Consider the following 17,892-nt stretch of genomic DNA (forward strand, 5'->3'; position numbering starts at 1 on the left):
GTGATCAATGGCAAACCACGACCCGAGCAAAAGACGCGTCGTCGAGACGACCATGAGGCGGGGACGGTCGCAATACTACGACCGAAACCGTCTCGCCAAGCAACCATCCGATACATCGCATTATTTTATAGGCTTACGGTCATACAACATTGACCATGCTGATTTTTCGAAAATGCTTTGATTTCAATTACTTCCGCTCAATCGAACTTGGATCAGCCAATTTGGTAAACGCCGCGTAGTCGGCGCACTGACAATCCGAACTAAAGTATCTTCAAATTCTTTCTGATGACGATCGGGGAATACGGACATTTTTACTCAAATGCATTCGTGCAATTTGGTTCGAAAGCAAAGGATCGCGGCGCATCGTCTTCTCAACAACGGGGAGATCACCAATGAACCGCACAGCAACTTTCGGCATTGCTGCTCTCGCAGCTTTCGCTAGCCTGGCTCTGACCGGAGCGGCTTCGGCACGCACGGCTTCCATGGTCACGACGGGTACGACATCGCAGCCCATCGGTCATTACGAGTTCTGCCAGCGCTATCGGGCCGCATGCCAACCCCAGCGTGTCTCCAACGCCGTACCGCTGACCGGCGCTAACTGGAAGACGCTGGTCGAGGTCAACAATGCGGTGAATTCGAGCATCTTCCCGCGCGAGGACATGGCAATCCACGGCAAAGCCGATGTCTGGTCTTATCCGACAAGCGAAGGCGACTGCGAAGATTATGTTCTCTTGAAGCAATATATGCTGCAGCAGGCGGGTTTCCCGACTTCCGCCCTTCTCATCACCGTGGTGCTGCAGTCGAATGGCGAGGGCCACGCCGTTCTGACGGTGCGCACCGACAAGGGTGACATGATCCTCGACAATCTCGCCGATCAGGTGCGGCCCTGGTACGAGACCGAGTATCTCTATTTGAAGCGCCAGTCCGAGCGAAACGCAGGCGAATGGGTCGGCATCTCTGACGATCGCTCGCTCCTCGTCGGCAGCCTTCGCTAATTCGCGAAACTGCACACCCGAAACCAAAAAGGGCCTACCGCCGAAAAGCGGTAAGCCCTTTTTGTCATCGCCGTCTCGAACCGAAGATTTCTCGACCGAGCCTCAATACTATTCGAGGTCGATATCGAGGATCGTCATGGTGAGGTGGTAAGATAGCTCACCCTCCTCGGTATCCTTCGACAAAGTCCCGACGAATTCGTCATTGACGTAGACCTCCGCCGTATCGCCCTTCTTGGGCAGAGTACGGACCTGGATATCGACCCCTTTGAAGGTCCGTTTCAGATATGCGTCGAGTTTGCGGATCTCGTCAGGCTTCACGTCCTGTCCCTCGTGAATTGGTTTCGCCCATAGCTAGGCGCTTTCCCCGCAAGGCAAACGATTCCTGGCCGGAACACCAGATCGCCGGCTGCGGGCATGTGGTTGGTTGTGGATGCCGGTGGGTTCGACGAAGCTCAGCGCTCCAAACCCTGGTCCATTTGCCGTGATGGCTCAGCGCAGCCCTCATTGGTCGCGATCACCTTGGCAGGCACCCCAGCCACCGTTGAATAGGGGGGCACCTCTTTCAAGACAACCGATCCGGCGGCGATCTTGGAGCAATCCCCAATCCGGATATTGCCCAAAACTTTGGCTCCTGCCCCGACCAGGACACCCTTGCCGATCTTGGGATGCCGATCCCCGAACTCCTTGCCAGTGCCGCCGAGCGTTACGTCCTGAAGGATCGACACATCATCGTCGATCACCGCCGTGAAGCCCACGACGAGACCGGTCGCATGATCGAGGAACATCCCACGGCCGATACGGGCCGCCGGGTGGATATCGGTCTGGAACACAGAGGACGACCGCGACTGCAAGAAGAGAGCGAAGTCCCGACGACCATTGTTCCATAGCCAATGAGCGAGCCGATGCGTCTCGATGGCGTGGAAGCCTTTGTAGTAAAGCAGCGGCTCGATATAGCGCTCGGTTGCCGGGTCCCGGTCATAGACCGCTTGAATATCAGTGCGCACGATCGAGGCGACCTGCCCATCGGCCCGGAACATGGCTTCGAAGGCCTGGACAATCATGTGGGCCGGCACATCCGGGTGATCGAGCCGTTGGGCGATCCTATGGGAGAGCGCCGCCTCAAAGGATCGCTGATTGAGAACGGTGGAATAGACGAAACCCGCAAGGTCGGGCTCGGTCTCTGCCATTTCGCCCGCCTCGCGGCGAATGCCGGCCCAGATCGGATCGCAGCTCTTGATCGGATCGCGATTGTCGAGTGGCACCTGGCTCATGTCGTCTCCTTCGAGCAAAGCTCAGCGGGTATAGCCCATGACGCCAACATAAGAAACAATCGCCTAGTCGGGAGTGGTTGAGCGTCACTTTCTCGGCAGAGAAGGCCCGGCGGCAAGGAATGGTGACGTGCCGATGTCTGCTTTCAGGAGAAAAAGGTCCCTGCAAACAGAATTGCTTCCGCCGTCAGGATGCCGACAAGGACCCGGCGGCCGCATGTCAGATAGGCGACGAAGCCGAGGCCAAGCGCGCCGAGTCTGACCGGTAGGGAAAAATCGGCCATGGCACCGGTCGGATAAAAGACGAGCTGTCCGATCACGGCCGAGACGAGAGCCGTGGCGACCGTTCGCGAAATCGCGGCGAGCGGCGAATGTTCGTCGAGTTGGCCCGAAGTCAGGACGCCCAGATAGCGCCAGATATCGGTGGGCAGCCAACCCGCCAGAAGGATGAAGGCAAAGGGCCACCAGGACGCCGCGATGCCGTGAAAGCTCAGATCGGAGATCATGCCACGCGCCGCCCATCGATCGCGCGCCCTAAGAGATAAGCGACCACGCCGCCAAGAAGGCCGGCAACGAGCAGTTCGAAGCCCGGCGCCAGCCAGTGGCCGATCGGCAGCGCCAACATACCGCTCCCCAAAGCCATACGGCCGGAGGTCTCGCGCGCCGAGCCATAGAGCGAGCAGAGGAAATAGACGGGTGTCAAAAAAGCCAACGCGCCCGTCGCCATGGCCGGGAGCTCGTCCATCAGGTTGAAGACGATGGCGACAATCACCGTGTTGATAAGCGTCAACGGGACCGCGAAGCCGGCGTAATAACTTGTCCGGCAATTGCGTGGGACAGATCTGAGCCGCTCCATGGCAAAGACCCAGCTGGTGACGGCAACAAAATGCGACAGAAAAAGGAGCGTGCCCTTTCGGCTTTGCGCCCCCCGCAGCTCCGGCATCAGCGCGACCACCATCGGCATCAGCCGAACGGACGAGAGCGTGACCGCGAAAGCGGCGGCCGGGAGCGAAGCCCCGGCGACCACGGCCCCTAGAATGATGATCTGCGCGGGCAGCGCCCAGACGGTTAGCGTGAGAAAGCTGGCCTCGATCCAAGTGATTCCCGCCTCGCGACACAGACCGGCAAAGCCAAGAAAGGCCGACATCAGGATGAGTGCCGGCGCGGAAACGAGTCCGCGCATGCCGCGCAGAAACCAAGTGAACCGCTCGCCCTGCGAAGCGGCTTGATCGATCGAGTCGTCGGAGGTGACCATAGGCCGAGCTTATCGACGAGTGCTGCGCCGACTGCAAATGGTGAAGATAAGAAAGCCGGTCCGGCGATCGGCCATACCTTCTTTCAACAGCGTTCACTTCTCCAAGGCGAACTGACACGCCATTCCGGCGGATGGCGTCGCCAGCGATCAGAACGAAAGCCCTTTCGCCAGCGTCTTCCGCGGTCGATTTTTGACGAGGACGCGCCCAAGAAAAAGGGCCGCTCAGGGGCGGCCCATTCTCTCACGGCCCGAGGCCGGACATATCCGGCTTCGAGCCGAAGATGCGATCGATCTCAGCCCTTGGGCGGAACGCTTGGAACGCTTCGCGATCTGCGACCGTCTCCATTCGCGCTTGGCCCAGACTGATCGTCGGCCTCGTCATCGATCTCATCCGGCTCGTCGTCGATATCCGACCCGTCCGCTGCAACGAGATCGCGCTTGCGCTCGGCCTTTTTGGGCTTGGCCGGCGGCTCGTCCGGGATCGATTCGAGAGAGAGCGACTTCGCACCCGTCTCGCTTTCCACGACCGTCACTTTCACCGTGCCACCGCGTTTCAGCTTTCCGAAAAGCACCTCGTCCGCCAGGGGCTTCTTGATATGCTCCTGAATGACACGGCCGAGCGGACGGGCGCCCATATGCTCGTCATAGCCCTTCTCGGCGAGCCAGGAAATCGCATCCGGCGAAAGCTCGAAGATCACACCGCGCTCGGACAGCTGAGCCTCCAGCTGCATGACGAACTTCTCGACGACCTGATGGATGACCGGTGTCGGAAGCGCGCCGAACGGAATGATCGCGTCCAGACGGTTCCGGAATTCCGGCGTGAACATTCGGTTGATGGCCTCTTCATCCGCACCCGTGCGGCGGGCCGAGCCGAAGCCGATCGCGGCCTTCGCCATTTCGGCCGCGCCCGCATTGGTGGTCATGATCAGGATCACATTGCGGAAGTTGATCTGTTTGCCGTTGTGATCCGTCAGCCGGCCATGATCCATGACCTGGAGAAGGATGTTGAACAGATCCGGATGCGCCTTCTCGATCTCGTCGAGAAGAAGCACGCAATGGGGATGCTGATCGACGCCGTCCGTCAGAAGGCCGCCCTGATCGAAACCGACATAGCCCGGAGGCGCGCCGATGAGCCGCGAGACCGTATGGCGTTCCATATATTCCGACATGTCGAATCGCAGCATCTCGACGCCGAGGGTGGAGGCGAGCTGCTTGGCGACCTCGGTCTTGCCGACGCCGGTCGGGCCGGAGAAGAGATAGGAACCGATTGGCTTATCCGGCTCGCGAAGGCCGGCACGCGACAGCTTGATCGCCGAGGACAGCGCTTCGATCGCCTGATCCTGACCATAGACCACGCGCTTCAGCTGAGTCTCCAGGTTGGACAGAACCTCCTCGTCGTCCTTCGACACCGATTTCGGCGGAATGCGCGCCATGGTGGCGATGGTCGCCTCGATCTCCTTCACACCGATCTGCTTTTTGCGCTTGGATTCGGCGAGAAGCATCTGCGACGCGCCAGTCTCGTCGATCACGTCGATCGCCTTGTCCGGCAGCTTCCGGTCGTTGATGTAGCGCGAGGAGAGCTCGACCGCCGACTTGATCGCGTCATTGGTGAACTTCACCTTGTGGAAGTCCTCGAAATAGGGCTTCAGACCCTTGAGGATCGAGATCGCGTCCTCGACCGAGGGCTCGTTCACGTCGATCTTCTGGAAACGACGGACGAGGGCCCGATCCTTCTCGAAGAACTGGCGATACTCCTTATAGGTCGTCGATCCGATGCAACGGATCGCGCCTGACGAGAGAGCCGGCTTCAGAAGGTTCGAGGCGTCCATCGCGCCGCCCGAGGTGGCGCCCGCGCCGATCACGGTGTGAATCTCGTCGATGAAGAGGACGGCGCCCGGATACTCTTCGAGCTCTTTCACGACCTGCTTCAGCCGCTCTTCGAAATCGCCGCGATAGCGCGTGCCCGCGAGCAGCGTCCCCATGTCGAGCGAGAAGATCGTCGCATCGGACAGAACGTCGGGCACGTCGCCATCGATGATCCGCTTGGCAAGGCCCTCGGCGATCGCCGTCTTTCCGACACCGGGATCGCCCACATAAAGCGGATTGTTCTTCGAGCGGCGGCACAGGACCTGGATCGTCCGGTTGATCTCGTCGGCGCGGCCGATGAGCGGATCGATCTTCCCGATCCGAGCCTTATCGTTAAGATTAATGCAATAGGCCGTCAGGGCATCCTGCGGCGTCTTGCGCTTACCCTCGTCTTCCTGGCCCACCGTCGATTGGTCCTCTTCGACGCCCCGCAGCGGACGGCTTTCCGAGGCCCCCGGTCGCTTGGCGATGCCATGAGAAATGAAATTCACCGCATCGTACCGCGTCATCTCCTGCTCCTGCAGGAAATAGGCGGCATGGCTCTCGCGCTCGGCAAAGATGGCGACGAGCACATTGGCGCCCGTGACCTCCTCGCGTCCCGACGATTGGACATGGATGACGGCGCGCTGGATCACACGATGGAATCCGGCCGTCGGCTTGGAATCCTCGTGATGTCCGGTCACGAGGTTCGAGAGTTCGTTGTCAATGTAAGAGAGAAGATTGCTACGCAGCAGCGTCAAATCGACGTTGCAGCCCCGCATCACGGCTGCAGCATCCTTATCGTCGACGAGAGCGAGCAGAAGATGTTCGAGCGTCGCAAATTCCTGGTGGCGCTCGTTCGCGAAGGTCAGCGCTTGATGAAGCGATTTCTCCAGGCTTTCAGAAAATGTCGGCAAGCTTCACCTCAATTCTTTTCCATCACGCATTGCAGCGGATGCTGGTGCTGACGAGCGAAATCCATGACCTGCGTGACTTTGGTCTCCGCCACTTCGTATGTGAACACGCCACATTCGCCGACGCCATGATTATGCACATGCAGCATGATCCTCGTGGCTGCATCACGGTCCTTCTGGAAGAACCGTTCGAGCACATGGATGACGAACTCCATCGGGGTGTAATCGTCGTTCAGAAGCAGCACCCTGTAAAGACTCGGGCGCTGCAATTTCGGTTTCGTTCGCGTGATGACGGACGTCCCTGGTCCGTCGTCCTTGTCGCCGCGACCCGCCTGAGAGCGGGCAGCGCTCAGTCCGGCGAATTCTGTCGATGTCACAAGGGGTTCTAGCGGTCTGCTCATCGATCCACATGTATGGTTTGTCGCCGCGGATTAAAGTGCGACCCCGCGCGCGACAAAATGCCAATCCTTCCGTCGGCTCCAGACAGGGCTCATCAACCCGCCTCTTCTATATTGTGGACGAGACCCGGAAGCGCGCAAGGGCTTGAATGTCGGAATTCAGCTTCGCGACGGGCTCGACGTCGAGACGAACGAGGCAACGACTGAAAGCGCCGACCAAGCTCATCCGACACTCCATGTGGCGAGGATCGAGCCAATCGTCCACATCTCTCTAAGCGTGCCGCGACAAACCGATCTCATCGAAGATCACGTCAGCCCGCCTCACCGGCTGACGAGTTCTTCGGCTGATACCAGCAGCGTTTCAGCCAGTCGGACAAGGGTCGACCGGAACCCGTATTATTTGTCCGGCTGCCTGAGCCGACCGGAACGGCATTCGTGATGCCTCTCGTCGGGAGCTTGCCCGAGGCACCTGTTGAGGTCCGACGCGACCACCCAAGCGCAAGGCATCTCTTGAGAAGCAAAATGGCCCGGGGCCTGAGAGCCCCGAGCCACCACATTTATGTTCAGTCTGTCGCTTAGCACCATGACAGGCGCGACAAGGCGAGAGCAGCCAGGACACCGTCGTGATCAGTCCCCCAGCCTCGAAGAAGGGCAACCGGACCTCTCAATCCACCAGCTGTCTCGCCATTCGATAATCAGGCAGCCTGCTCGGCGTAGGACTGAGCGTTGTCATAGACCTGCTGGGTGGTCTCTTCGGCCTTTTCCTTCGCCATCTTGGCCGTGGCCTCGTAGGGCTTATAGGCTTCCTTGGCGATGTCGGCGTAGAGTTCGTTCATCTTCGTCGCCTGGGCGATGAAGTCCTGATAGGCGGTCTTGGCGTATTCGGTCTGGATCTCGATCGTCTTGTCGAGCGACTTCGCCTGCATCAGCTTCTCGAACATGGAAGCCTGGAGCTCATAGGAGTGCTTGGTGAAGTCCGAGGTCTCCGTGGCAATCTGCTGGAAACCCTTGGTCACGGCGGCGAAGGACTTCAGCGTGTTGTCCATCGTTTCCTTGGTCATCTTGGTCGCGTCGTCGTAGAAATTCATGATCGACTCCTTTGTCGGACTGTGTGTCTTCGATCTCAATGCTCGATCGGCCGTCGGGCGCGCGCATTTTCATCGCGATCAAGCTTTGCGCAGTCTATGCTGGAGCCTGCCGCCGCCGAAGTTCTTCTCCCGCGATACGACCGCTCGCAAAGGGTGCAAAACCCTCACCCGCCGTCTTGACCAACACTTATATTGCACTGCACAAAAATTCAAGAGTGGCCTTGGGAAATCATCGATTCGAGAGGTCGACTTTCGTCGGGGCGCCCATGATGCCTACGTTCGATGCCTGGGCGGACTCAGGGGCCTCGGCGCAGCGCCAATCACGGCCAGGATCGATTGCGCTTTCGATGACGCGACATCACGAAGTCTCACAAAGCCAAGAACCTATCAGCAACCATAAACGGATTGGTAAGGCCGTCGAGGATAGTCTCGCCTCATGATCGGGATGCCTTTGTCCGCTCGAAGTCTTTGCCGAAAAGCCTTTCGGGTGCGGGCCCCGTCCTCATGAATCGAGGATACCAAGCGTGCGAAACGTGTTTTCGAGTATGCGTGCAACTTTCGGCAGGGCTCGGACGGTCGCAGCCGTCGCGATCGGAGTCGGCGCCCTGATGATCCACACAGCTCATGCCGAGGCGAATTCCCGCTATGCGGGCTTCGTGATCGATGCCAACAATGGTCAGGTCCTATATGAGGATCGTGCCGACGAGTACCGCTATCCGGCCTCGCTGACCAAGATGATGACGCTCTATCTGACCTTCGATGCGCTCAGCAAAGGGCGGATCAAGCTGTCAGATGACATGCCCGTCTCGCGCTATGCGGCTGGCCGTCCGCCCACGAAGCTAGGGCTACCGGCTGGTGCCAAGCTGAAGGTGGAAGAGGCGATCTTCTCCTTGATCACCCGCTCGGCCAATGACGCCTCGGTGACGCTTGCCGAATATCTGGCCGGGTCGGAATCGGCTTTTGCCGAGATGATGACGCGAACCGCCCATCGCCTCGGAATGACCCGGACGACCTATCGCAACGCCAACGGGCTGCCGAACAGCGAGCAGCGTACGACGGCGCGCGACCAGGCCAAGCTGGGTCTCGCATTGCGCGAACACTTCCCGCAATATTACAAGTTCTTCTCGACGCGCTCCTACAGTTTCCGCGGGCGGCGCCTAGGCAATCACAACCGGGTCCTTGGCCGCATGGACGGCGTCGACGGCATCAAGACCGGCTATATCAACGCCTCCGGCTTCAATCTGGTCACCTCAATCAAACGAGATGGCAAGAGCTTGGTGGCGGTGGTCATGGGCGGGCGGACCGGACGTTCACGCGACGATCATATGATCGAGCTTCTCCAGCGCACGCTCCCCAAGGCCAGTACGCGAGACGGCGGAGCGTTGATCGCGACGCGTCCGAACACCGCCGCCGGACTTACCCAGGTCGCAGCGTCCGACCTGCCGCGCACCGGTCCGGTGCCGGATGGACGCCCGACGCGAGTCATGTCCGCCGACGAGCGCATCGAAATGGCCTATGATACCTCGATCGCACGGGACGTCGCGGCGCTGCCCGCCCCCACTGCGCGCCCGGTCCGTGGCCGCGAGGCGCTGCGCGCCGCTCTCGTCGACGACAAGCCGCGCCAGAATCTGGTTCTGCCGGCCGCGAGCAGCAACGCCTTGATGCCGCCGGCACCGATCCCGGGCAATCGGAACATTGATCCCACTTTCACCGGATCGATCAAAGCCGCCGCGACACCGGTTTCGCCTTGGGTCGTCCAAATCGCAGCGACCCCGAGCGCGTCCACATCGCTCGACCTGTTGCGCAAGGCCCAGTCAAAAGTTTCAGCACTGCGCTCGGCCCAGCCTTTCACGGAACCGGTGAGTTCCGGCTCCGAAACCCTCCATCGTGCCCGCTTCGCCGGCTTCCAGTCGAAGGATCAGGCCTGGAGCGCCTGCGCGGCGCTCAAGCGAGCAAACTTCTCCTGCTACGCCGTCGCCAACTGACGGTAGCAAAGAGCCACATCGCCCAAACATCCATTCCCGCCCGCCAGGTTGAGTATTCGGAAGGGATCGCCAGACCATGTCACTCGACACACCGCTCGCCAGTCAGCAGCGCGCCACCGGAAACGTCCATGCTCTGAGCACGCTGCGCGAGGCCCGTGCCGGACGGTCCAAGCTCAATCCGAAGGAGTTGGTGGACCTGCTCCTCGCCCATGGGTCGCGCGCCTGGCGTGCATCCCATCCGACCTGCCATACGCGGATCGTCGCCTGGAACACCTCCGGCGTGCGGGCGGTCTCCATGCGTCTTGGAAGTCCCGGTCAGAATCGCTGAAGAACGCGAATGTTGCCAACAACCGATCATTCCAGAACGGCTCCGAGTTTCGGGGCCGTTTTTTGATCGACCGGTCAGCGCGGATCAGAGAATGCCGGCATGTTCGAGAGCTTCCCGCAGATCGTCCGGGAGACCATCCTCGACAGTCGTGCTCACGACATCGTCCGGCGCGTCTTCCGGCCTGAGATAGCGCCAGCCTTGAAAAGCCCGGCGTGGCTGGCGACGGGTTCGCACGATGGTCGGATCGAGAACCAGCCTGCACCGTGAAATGCCGGCCTCGTCAGTAAAAGGCTCGATATCGATGAGCTTCTGCCGCGCCGCAACCTGCCCCTTGAAGACCCAATAAAGCGAGCCGCCCGCGATCAATTCGTCGCGGCGCTTCGGAACCATTCGGGTCTGATGCCAGGTATAGGGTGTCTGAGCGCTCGCCATCCGGGCGGCGACGAACGCTTCCAGATCCTCGACTGTCTCGGCGCCGACGCAAAGCTTAAGCAGATGCAGCGTCATCGCGGGCTCATATGCCCTGAGCCGAACTCCGCGGCGACACGGCCGCGGATGCAGACCCTCCACGATGTCATTCGACAACCACGCTTCGAGCGAGCGGTAGCTCGCTGCGAATGGCACTCATGCAGACTGGTCAGTGATGCTAATCTGAGATCGATCTGAGATGAAGCTGAGCGACGGGCCGGACGCCGCAAGAGGCACCAGACACCATCGGTCTCCTGGACCCGGACTCGGAAAGGCCCGGCGATCGTTAGCTGGCCGCGATAGCAACCGATACAGGCTCTGCGCCTGCAAAGAGGAAACCCACCGCGAGAAGCGCCGAGAAGATCGCGACCGTCCAAAGGGTCACGCCCCAGCAAGAGCTGCGCACGCTGTCGTCCATTGAGATGATAGCCCCTGATGCTATGGCACTGCGTCGAGCCCAACGTATCCCCCCATCGGCTCGGCGTGCGTTAATTAGCTATTAATCATCGGGGCAGCAAGCCCCCTTCAGGACACGTTCACGATTGATTACGTGGAACGGCTTTCGCCAGCCTGAGGCGGCCGGACAAACATATTGCGAGGCCCCGCGTCAAGCCGCCCTCTGGGCGAGCCCATCGTGTAGAAGGCGGCTTCACCAGGACGCTGCGATCGGGCAAAAAACGTGGACGGCGGGGATCCTTCGCCTTCGAACCGGGAGACACGTCCATCGCGCCGATGACGATCGAAACGACAGACTTCGCCGCCCTCGCCTTCTTCCTCGGGGTTTGGGTGATCTACAACTGGATCACTGAGAAGAGCCGTTTCGCCCAGCATGGGCTCTCGGCCCAGATGAACCGCGAGCGTGAGCGGTGGATGCGCGTCGCTCTCTCCCGCGATCTTCGCATGATCGACACGGCGGTGATGGCGAGCCTGCAACAAGGAACGGGCTTCTTTGCCTCCACCTCGATCTTTGCCATTGGCGGCTGCTTCGCTTTGCTCGGTTCGGCCGATGTGATCGCGGAAATCTCGGCCGAGATTTCGGTCAGCGGGACGCTTGATGCGCCCCTGGTCGAGGCCAAGCTTCTCGGCCTCGTCGTCATCTTCGCCTATAGCTTCTTTAAATTCGGCTGGTCCTATCGTCTCTTCAATTATGGAGCGATTCTGCTCGGCGCGATGCCAATGCGCAGCGAAGCGGAGCGCGATCCCAGTGGCGCCGACGACGCCTTGGAGCGGGCGATCAGCATGAACGTCATCGCCGGGCGCCATTTCAATTCGGGGCTGCGGGCGATTTTTTTCGCCCTCGCCTATCTCGGCTGGTTTCTTGGCCCTCTGTATCTGGTGGCTTCGACTCTCCTGGTCGTTCTCATAATCGCGAATCGGCAGTTCCGATCGCCGGCTGTGCAGATGCTGCGTGGGAAGAATGCCGAACGGGAATCCTCCAGACCTCGGACAGTGTCATGACAGTCGGCTCAACGGTCAGAATCTCACCGAGCGATCTGAGAGAAGCCATTCTTGGAGCCTGCGCGAAGCGAGGCTTGGAGAAGAGCGTCTGTCCCTCCGAAGTCGCGCGGTCTTTGGGCGGCAAGGACGAGACCATCTGGCGGCACCTCATGAAACCGATCCGCCGAGAAGCCGTGCGCCTCGCCAAAGAAGGGCGCATCGTCATTCAACGGAAGGGACAGATCGTCGATCCGGAGGCCTTCAAGGGCATCTACCGCCTTGCCCTTCCGCCCGAGGGCGATGCTCCTGCACCGAGCATTGACGACGATCAAGCCGCCGCGGACTCTTACGGCGCTGGGATCAGAGAATCAATTCGCCCCACAAACCAATAGGCCGCGAGACCGAGATACTCCCGAAGTGCGAAATGGACCTTCTCCAGATTGCGGGTCGTCGCCGTCGAAGGACGCCAGACCTCTGCCCCTCCAGGGGTCCGATAATCGACGGGATAGGGCGTGACGTCGAAGCCGACGGTGCGAAAACAACCGACGGCGCGCGGCATGTGATAGGCGGAGGTGATAAGGAGCCAGGTTTCACCTTGTTTGGGATCGGCGAGTTCGAGGGAGTATTTCGCATTCTCGAAGGTGTCCCGCGCTCTCGCATCCAATTTCAATCTGTTCGGGTCCAGGCCCATGGACAGATAAAAGGCCTCGGCGGACTGGGTCTCGGGAACATCGTCCGAAAAGGCCGCCGCGACGCCGCCTGAAAAGAGCAGCGTTGCTTCGGGATACATGCGCGCTAGCGCTAAAGCCGTCGTGACCCGGTCTGCGGCTTCGTTGAGTTCGACCACACCGCGCGTGCGCGCGACCCGCGTATCGAAGGACCCGCCCAGAACGATGATACCCGCCACATTCTCGGGCATCACGTTTGGGCGCGGAAAGCGATTCTCCAGCGCAGCCGTCATGACGAGACCGAGCGGGGAGAGACTGACAAGCACCAGGATCACCGCTGCGAGGAGCGTCATGGCGCCGCCCAGGCGGCCAAATCCTAGCCGCATGGCGATCCATCCAAGGGCCGCGATCGCGATCACCGCCACGAGCGGCTGTAGAAGGAACCAGCCGATCTTGGCGAGGTAGAAAAACATGGCTTTCTCCGGCTCCGACGAGCATGCGTCTGCGGGAAGGCTCGCTACACGCCTTCGCCTCCATTGGACAGATGGGAATGGATTATGAGCCCTGATGCCGCCCGGTCAGGCGCTTTCAGACCGCGAGGGGTTCCAATTCGGGAATCAGCGCGTCTTCGTCGAAGCGGCCGGTGGACAGACCGTCAGTGGCGCTCCACAATCACAGGCGGCCATAGATCACCCGCGTCGAACAGATCATGTCGTGCAGGGCGCGCTTTTCCCGCGTCCAGCCGGCCATGGCGTAGCCGATGCAAAAGATGAAGGCGGAAAGAATGGTCGCGAAGTAGCGGCCGACCGCCAAGCCGAACCCGACAGGATATCCGTCACGACGGATGACCCGAATTCCCACCGCCCGTTTGCCAAGGGTTGCCTGCCAGGGCCCAGAATGCATAAGCGCGGTATAAAGAAGGCCGATGGCGAAGCCGACGAGATTGGCGATCGGTTCGATTGAATCGGGGGAGCCTGCCGCGGCGAGCCCATAGCCAATAAACGCGCCGAGGACGCCGCCTCCTATCGCCATGATCACCGAGTCGATCAGGAGCGCAGCCGCGCGAATCCAGAAACCGGCGAAGACCCAATGCCCCACCTCGCTCGAGTCACGAGATACTTCGGCGTTCGGACCGCCAAAACCCTCCGCGCCGCGCGTGCCGGTGATAAGATCCTTGAGAGGCGAGAACGCGCTAATCGGCTGCCAGGTCCCGGTCGACGCCTCATAGATCTCGGTCGAAGGGTCGAGGCGCCCTTCGGCGAGATAGGTCTCGATTTCGGGCCGCGAATAGGGGCCATAGACGGTTCCGTCGATCCGCACGCGCCACTTCTGCACCGGCGGAATCTTCGGTCCGCTGGCCGAGCGAATGTCGTTGCCATTCTCCATCGGCGTGTCCCCTGCATCCGGTCCTTCGGTTCGCCTCACCGTTGCGTTTGGCCTTGTCGAAGCGTTCAGTCTTGCTTTGGGGGATCGGCTCTGTCGAGCCGCACGTCAACTGGTGTCTGCATAATGATTTCGCGATGGGGAAATGGGATCTTCACGCCGGCGGCCTTGAAGGCATCCCACAATGCCAGAAGCACCTGCCCACGCACATTGGTGAGGCCCGCCTGAGGGTCTCTGATCCAGAAGCGGATGACGAAGTCGATGGAGGATGCGCCGAAACCGGTCATCCAGCAGACCACCCCTCGATGGGCGACAACCCGGTCTACCGTCACGGTCGCGGCCTTGGCGATCTCGATGACCTGATGCGGATCCGAATCGTAGGATACGCCGAACTCGACATCGATCCGGACCAGTTCGTTGGAGAAGGACCAATTGATCACCTGATTGGTGATGAAATCCTCGTTCGGGATGAGATATTCCCGCCCGTCGCGGGTGACGACGGACACGAAGCGGGCCCTGAGTTCGCGAATCCAGCCGAAGGTTTCGCCGAGGGAGATGGTATCACCCGGCTTGATCGAGCGATCCGTCAGGATGATGATCCCCGATATGAAGTTCGAGACGACCTTCTGAAGCCCGAAACCCAGCCCGACGCCGATCGCGCCCGACAGCACCGTCAGCGCGGTCAGATCGACGCCGACTGACGCCAGCGAGATCGCAAGAGAGACGAGGATCAAGCCAATCTTCAAGAATTTGCCGATCAGCACGCGGAGCGTCGGCGTCAGTTCCTGGGATCGCTGAACCCGTCCGTCGAGATAATTGCCGATGGTCGAGGCAAACCAGAGCGCGATTGCCAGCGTCAGAACCGTCTTGATGACCAGGAGCGCCGAGATGCGGCTTGATCCGACATCGATCGCCGTCCTGCTCAGAACATCGGCGAGCGGATCCAGAAGTTTGAGGATCGAAAGCGCCGCCATGCCCCAGGCGACCGCGGTAATCAACCGCGAAAGAAGCCGGTTGCGAACGATGCGCGACCCGACGGCAATGACGAGATAGGCAAGCGCCAGATGAAAGACGACCGCCACGACGCGGCTCTCAGGCCCACCGGCGGCCGTGTCCAGAAGGCGTGCCATCCAGAGAAAGAAGACGAAGAAGACGAGCGTCATGCGTCGGCGGATCGCCGCGACGATCCGCAAGAGCCCCGGCGCGCCTTTGATCCGGCGGGCCTGGGTCTCGATCGGTCCGCGCGTCGCCCGGTTGGCGCCAAGCGCCAGAAGTCCGCAGACCACGACCGCACCAAGTTGGGCGAGCTGCGAGGGCTGATAAAAGAAGGCGAGCGCCTCGCTCAACCAGACGCTGATCGCCTGCCAGATCGTCCAAAGGCGCTCGCTGTTCATCAGTCGCGGTCCCAGGTGGGCGCGAAGGAGGGATCGACGATGCGGCCCCGCGGCGAAGCGAGCGCCGAGATCGCCTCCATTTCCTCATTGGTCAGTTCAAAGTCGAAGACATCGAGATTTTCCTGAAGACGCTCGGCCTTCGATGTGCGCGGAATCGCGCCAACATTCGGCTGCTCCATGTGCCAGCGGAGGACGATCTGCGCCGGCGACCTGCCATGGGCCTCGGCGGCCCGCTTCACTGGCTCCTTCTCGATCAACGCGCCAGCCCGTCCGATCGGCGAATAGGCGATGAGGGCCATGTCGTTGACGCGGCAAGCCTCGAGAACGCTGTTTTGGGACAGGAGCGGGTGATACTCGACCTGATTGCAGACAAGCGGGGCCTGCGACATCGCGGCGGCCTCATGAAGAAGCGCGCTCGGGAAATTGGCAAGACCGATATGACGTGCAAGGCCCTGCGACACGACCTCGTTGAGGGCGTCGATACTCTCCTCCAGCGCGACGTCCGGATTGGGCCAATGAATGAGGAAGAGATCGACCGCGCCGATGCCGAGATCGTCGATCGAGGCCTTGGCGGAGGCGAGAAGCGCGTCGCGGGTCAGTTCGGTCCACCAGACCTTGGTGGTCACGAACAACTCGTCGCGCGCGATGCCGTTGGCGCGGACGCCCTCGCCGACCGCGGCCTCGTTGCCATACATGCGGGCGGTATCGATATGTCGGTAGCCCACATCGATCGCTTTGGAGACGAGGTCGCGGCAATCGCTTCCTTCCAGGGTCCAGGTTCCAAGTCCGAGAGCCGGGATGCGGGCGCCGTGGACGTCGATGATTTTCATGGGTGCTTCCAGCTTCTGATTGCAAGGTCGATGTCGGGACTTTCGACCGGTCGTCAAAGAAGATAGGCGAGAGACGTTCCGTTCCAGGACGTCAGGAGAATGGTTACGTGTCGAACATCCCTTCAACGGAACGCTCACGCCGAGACGGGCAGGCTCCGGCTCCGGCCGAACAGGGCCGGATCGAGAGCGTGGACGTCGCCCGAGCCGTGGCCCTTCTTGCCATGGCACTCTACCATTTCACCTGGGATCTGGAATTCTTCGGCTATGTTCAACGCGGGCTGACCGGCGCCGGCGGCTGGATGATCTTTGCGCGAACGATCGCTTCGAGCTTTTTGTTTCTCGTCGGCTTCAGCCTTGTCCTCGCCCACGGGCGTGGCGTGCGATGGCGGCCCTTCCTCACGCGCTTGGCTCAGGTCATGGCCGGCGCCCTCGCCATCACTTTGGTCACGGTCTTCGTGACACCTGAGAGTTTCGTTTTCTTCGGCATTCTGCATGAGATCGCCTTTGCATCGCTGGCCGGGCTCCTCTTCCTGCGTTTGCCTTGGTTCGTCACTTTGGCGCTTGGGCTCGGCGTCATCGCCCTCCCGAATTTCGTCCGCAGCGCGGTTTTTGATCCGATGGCTTTCGTGTGGATCGGTCTGTACGAGACGCCGCCCTTCTCCAACGATTTCGTCCCGGTCTTTCCCTTCTTTGGGGTCGTGCTGACCGGCATCGCGATGGGACGGCTTGCGAGCGACCACGATCTCTTGCGCCTTCTGCGCCGGCTCGATCCCAAACTCGGGCCCCTGCAGCATCTGTCGTGGCTCGGCCGTCATTCGCTCAGCTTCTATCTTCTCCATCAACCGATTCTGTTCGGCGTCGTTGCAGCCTTCGCACAGGTCGCGCCACCCGATCCGCTCGTCAGCTTCCAGAGGGATTGCCGTGCCACCTGTCTGGAAACGCGCGACGAGACCTTCTGCCAGCGCTATTGCGCCTGCACCCAGGAACGCTTGTCGGCCGACGCGTTGCTCGCTCCGCTCTTGCGTGGAACAGCGAGCGCGGCAGAAATGGATCAAGTCCAGAGCATTGTCGGGGTCTGCTCACGCGAAGGGGCTATTGGCGAAGGAGAGTGGCCCTCCTCGCCCAACTGAACCCGGCCCTTTCGTCAGGCGCGCCGGCTCTGGTCGATGCCGAGTTCGGCGAGGCGCGTGAGGCAGGCTTCTTCCGCCTGATCGAGTTCGACCAGCAGGTCATCGATATCGTGGCGCTTTTGCTCGAGCTCTTCGCGGCGTCGTTTCACTTTCCCGATGATCGTCTTCAATTGTCCGGCCTCGCCGGGCGGCGTCTTATACATCCCGATGATCTCGCGGATTTCGGCAATGGAAAAACCGAGACGCTTGCCTCGAAGAATGTTGCGCAAAATCTGGCGATCCGACTGGCGAAAAAGGCGTGTGCGCCCTCGCCTCAAGGGATGGATCAGTCCCTCGTCTTCATAGAAGCGAATCGTCCGGGTCGAGATACCGAACTCTTTGGTCAATTCCGTGATGGTGTAGAAATCGTGCATGGCAACTGTGTTCATGCGAAGGCCTTTTTGTCTCTCTGCATGGCGTTGAGGACGGTGAGAAGCTTTCTGGCGACGGCGATGATTGCGACTTTC

19 protein-coding genes are annotated in these 17,892 nt (G+C 60.6%); 6 read left to right on the top strand and 13 right to left on the bottom strand.

What is annotated here, in order from left to right; all coding sequences use genetic code 11:
• Positions 1-392 precede the first annotated feature (392 nt).
• The gene (locus B9A15_RS17840) at positions 393-995 is read left to right on the top strand and encodes a transglutaminase-like cysteine peptidase (RefSeq protein ID WP_084411885.1); all 603 of its coding nucleotides are present in this window, start codon (positions 393-395) and stop codon (positions 993-995) included.
• A gap of 108 nt (positions 996-1,103) precedes the next feature.
• On the opposite strand, the gene B9A15_RS17845 is transcribed toward B9A15_RS17840, so the two are convergent.
• From B9A15_RS17845 to B9A15_RS17875, 7 genes are all read right to left on the bottom strand, one after another.
• A complete protein-coding gene (locus B9A15_RS17845; protein WP_084411886.1) occupies positions 1,104-1,313 on the bottom strand; it encodes a DUF3126 family protein in 210 nt (69 codons plus the stop codon).
• Positions 1,314-1,447: 134 nt separating this feature from the next.
• Positions 1,448-2,266 (bottom strand): serine O-acetyltransferase, encoded by an 819-nt coding sequence (cysE, locus tag B9A15_RS17850; protein ID WP_084411887.1) that lies wholly within the window; start codon positions 2,264-2,266, stop codon positions 1,448-1,450.
• A 143-nt stretch (positions 2,267-2,409) separates the two neighbouring features.
• Positions 2,410-2,769, bottom strand: coding sequence for an AzlD domain-containing protein (locus B9A15_RS17855; protein WP_084411888.1), 360 nt, complete (start codon positions 2,767-2,769; stop codon positions 2,410-2,412).
• The gene (locus B9A15_RS17860) at positions 2,766-3,518 is read right to left on the bottom strand and encodes an AzlC family ABC transporter permease (protein ID WP_084411889.1); all 753 of its coding nucleotides are present in this window, start codon (positions 3,516-3,518) and stop codon (positions 2,766-2,768) included. Before B9A15_RS17860 ends, B9A15_RS17855 begins: the two co-directional genes overlap by 4 nt.
• Positions 3,519-3,811: 293 nt before the next feature.
• Positions 3,812-6,280 carry an ATP-dependent Clp protease ATP-binding subunit ClpA gene (gene clpA, locus B9A15_RS17865; RefSeq protein ID WP_084411890.1) on the bottom strand — a complete coding sequence of 823 codons (2,469 nt, stop codon included), beginning with the start codon at positions 6,278-6,280 and terminating at the stop codon, positions 3,812-3,814.
• A gap of 8 nt (positions 6,281-6,288) precedes the next feature.
• Positions 6,289-6,678, bottom strand: a complete 390-nt coding sequence (gene clpS, locus B9A15_RS17870) for an ATP-dependent Clp protease adapter ClpS (RefSeq protein WP_425292971.1) — start codon at positions 6,676-6,678, stop codon at positions 6,289-6,291.
• Positions 6,679-7,370: 692 nt separating this feature from the next.
• On the bottom strand, positions 7,371-7,763 hold the full coding sequence (locus B9A15_RS17875) for a phasin family protein (RefSeq protein WP_084411891.1): 393 nt from the start codon (positions 7,761-7,763) through the stop codon (positions 7,371-7,373).
• 608 nt (positions 7,764-8,371) lie between these two features.
• Between B9A15_RS17875 and B9A15_RS17880 the strand changes: the two genes are divergently transcribed.
• Both B9A15_RS17880 and B9A15_RS17885 read left to right on the top strand, forming a co-directional pair.
• Complete coding sequence (locus tag B9A15_RS17880) at positions 8,372-9,748, top strand: D-alanyl-D-alanine carboxypeptidase (RefSeq protein ID WP_244557021.1); 1,377 nt, start codon at positions 8,372-8,374, stop codon at positions 9,746-9,748.
• 76 nt (positions 9,749-9,824) lie between these two features.
• Positions 9,825-10,076: a hypothetical protein gene (locus B9A15_RS17885; protein ID WP_084411893.1), complete on the top strand. Its 252-nt coding sequence runs from the start codon at positions 9,825-9,827 to the stop codon at positions 10,074-10,076.
• 84 nt (positions 10,077-10,160) lie between these two features.
• Here B9A15_RS17885 and B9A15_RS17890 read toward each other — a convergent pair whose 3' ends face one another.
• Positions 10,161-10,583: a DUF1489 family protein gene (locus tag B9A15_RS17890; protein WP_084411894.1), complete on the bottom strand. Its 423-nt coding sequence runs from the start codon at positions 10,581-10,583 to the stop codon at positions 10,161-10,163.
• A gap of 693 nt (positions 10,584-11,276) precedes the next feature.
• Here B9A15_RS17890 and B9A15_RS17895 point away from each other — a divergent pair.
• On the top strand, positions 11,277-12,002 hold the full coding sequence (locus tag B9A15_RS17895) for a DUF599 domain-containing protein (RefSeq protein ID WP_170923350.1): 726 nt from the start codon (positions 11,277-11,279) through the stop codon (positions 12,000-12,002).
• Entirely contained in the window at positions 11,999-12,373 is a 375-nt protein-coding gene (locus B9A15_RS17900) for a DUF3253 domain-containing protein (protein ID WP_084411895.1), read from the top strand. Before B9A15_RS17895 ends, B9A15_RS17900 begins: the two co-directional genes overlap by 4 nt.
• On the opposite strand, the gene B9A15_RS17905 is transcribed toward B9A15_RS17900, so the two are convergent.
• The 4 genes from B9A15_RS17905 to B9A15_RS17920 form a co-directional block, all read right to left on the bottom strand.
• A complete protein-coding gene (locus B9A15_RS17905; protein ID WP_084411896.1) occupies positions 12,328-13,122 on the bottom strand; it encodes a YdcF family protein in 795 nt (264 codons plus the stop codon). The genes B9A15_RS17900 and B9A15_RS17905 overlap by 46 nt on opposite strands.
• A 199-nt stretch (positions 13,123-13,321) precedes the next feature.
• A complete protein-coding gene (locus tag B9A15_RS17910) occupies positions 13,322-14,074 on the bottom strand; it encodes an RDD family protein (RefSeq protein ID WP_170923351.1) in 753 nt (250 codons plus the stop codon).
• 26 nt (positions 14,075-14,100) lie between these two features.
• On the bottom strand, positions 14,101-15,426 hold the full coding sequence (locus B9A15_RS17915) for a mechanosensitive ion channel family protein (RefSeq protein ID WP_084411898.1): 1,326 nt from the start codon (positions 15,424-15,426) through the stop codon (positions 14,101-14,103).
• A complete protein-coding gene (locus tag B9A15_RS17920) occupies positions 15,426-16,256 on the bottom strand; it encodes an aldo/keto reductase (protein WP_084411899.1) in 831 nt (276 codons plus the stop codon). Before B9A15_RS17920 ends, B9A15_RS17915 begins: the two co-directional genes overlap by 1 nt.
• 107 nt (positions 16,257-16,363) lie before the next feature.
• Between B9A15_RS17920 and B9A15_RS17925 the strand changes: the two genes are divergently transcribed.
• The gene (locus B9A15_RS17925; RefSeq protein ID WP_244557022.1) at positions 16,364-17,386 is read left to right on the top strand and encodes a heparan-alpha-glucosaminide N-acetyltransferase; all 1,023 of its coding nucleotides are present in this window, start codon (positions 16,364-16,366) and stop codon (positions 17,384-17,386) included.
• A 14-nt stretch (positions 17,387-17,400) separates the two neighbouring features.
• Here B9A15_RS17925 and B9A15_RS17930 read toward each other — a convergent pair whose 3' ends face one another.
• Positions 17,401-17,799, bottom strand: coding sequence for a MerR family transcriptional regulator (locus B9A15_RS17930; protein ID WP_084411909.1), 399 nt, complete (start codon positions 17,797-17,799; stop codon positions 17,401-17,403).
• Between the last annotated feature and the right edge of the window lie 93 nt (positions 17,800-17,892).

The sequence above is a fragment of the Fulvimarina manganoxydans genome, assembly GCF_900176465.1.
Classification (GTDB): domain Bacteria; phylum Pseudomonadota; class Alphaproteobacteria; order Rhizobiales; family Rhizobiaceae; genus Fulvimarina; species Fulvimarina manganoxydans.

Bases quoted from the DNA above. Each gene is read 5' to 3' on its own strand.
- cysE (WP_084411887.1), bottom strand. From the start codon at position 2,266: ATGAGCCAGGTGCCACTCGACAATCGCGATCCGATCAAGAGCTGCGAT.
- B9A15_RS17915 (WP_084411898.1), bottom strand. From the start codon at position 15,426: ATGAACAGCGAGCGCCTTTGGACGATCTGGCAGGCGATCAGCGTCTGG.
- B9A15_RS17920 (WP_084411899.1), bottom strand. From the start codon at position 16,256: ATGAAAATCATCGACGTCCACGGCGCCCGCATCCCGGCTCTCGGACTT.
- B9A15_RS17900 (WP_084411895.1), top strand. From the start codon at position 11,999: ATGACAGTCGGCTCAACGGTCAGAATCTCACCGAGCGATCTGAGAGAA.
- B9A15_RS17895 (WP_170923350.1), top strand. From the start codon at position 11,277: ATGACGATCGAAACGACAGACTTCGCCGCCCTCGCCTTCTTCCTCGGG.
- B9A15_RS17855 (WP_084411888.1), bottom strand. From the start codon at position 2,769: ATGATCTCCGATCTGAGCTTTCACGGCATCGCGGCGTCCTGGTGGCCC.
- B9A15_RS17860 (WP_084411889.1), bottom strand. From the start codon at position 3,518: ATGGTCACCTCCGACGACTCGATCGATCAAGCCGCTTCGCAGGGCGAG.
- B9A15_RS17840 (WP_084411885.1), top strand. From the start codon at position 393: ATGAACCGCACAGCAACTTTCGGCATTGCTGCTCTCGCAGCTTTCGCT.
- B9A15_RS17905 (WP_084411896.1), bottom strand. From the start codon at position 13,122: ATGTTTTTCTACCTCGCCAAGATCGGCTGGTTCCTTCTACAGCCGCTC.
- clpS (WP_425292971.1), bottom strand. From the start codon at position 6,678: ATGAGCAGACCGCTAGAACCCCTTGTGACATCGACAGAATTCGCCGGA.
- B9A15_RS17875 (WP_084411891.1), bottom strand. From the start codon at position 7,763: ATGAATTTCTACGACGACGCGACCAAGATGACCAAGGAAACGATGGAC.
- B9A15_RS17890 (WP_084411894.1), bottom strand. From the start codon at position 10,583: ATGACGCTGCATCTGCTTAAGCTTTGCGTCGGCGCCGAGACAGTCGAG.
- B9A15_RS17880 (WP_244557021.1), top strand. From the start codon at position 8,372: ATGATCCACACAGCTCATGCCGAGGCGAATTCCCGCTATGCGGGCTTC.
- B9A15_RS17930 (WP_084411909.1), bottom strand. From the start codon at position 17,799: ATGCACGATTTCTACACCATCACGGAATTGACCAAAGAGTTCGGTATC.
- B9A15_RS17885 (WP_084411893.1), top strand. From the start codon at position 9,825: ATGTCACTCGACACACCGCTCGCCAGTCAGCAGCGCGCCACCGGAAAC.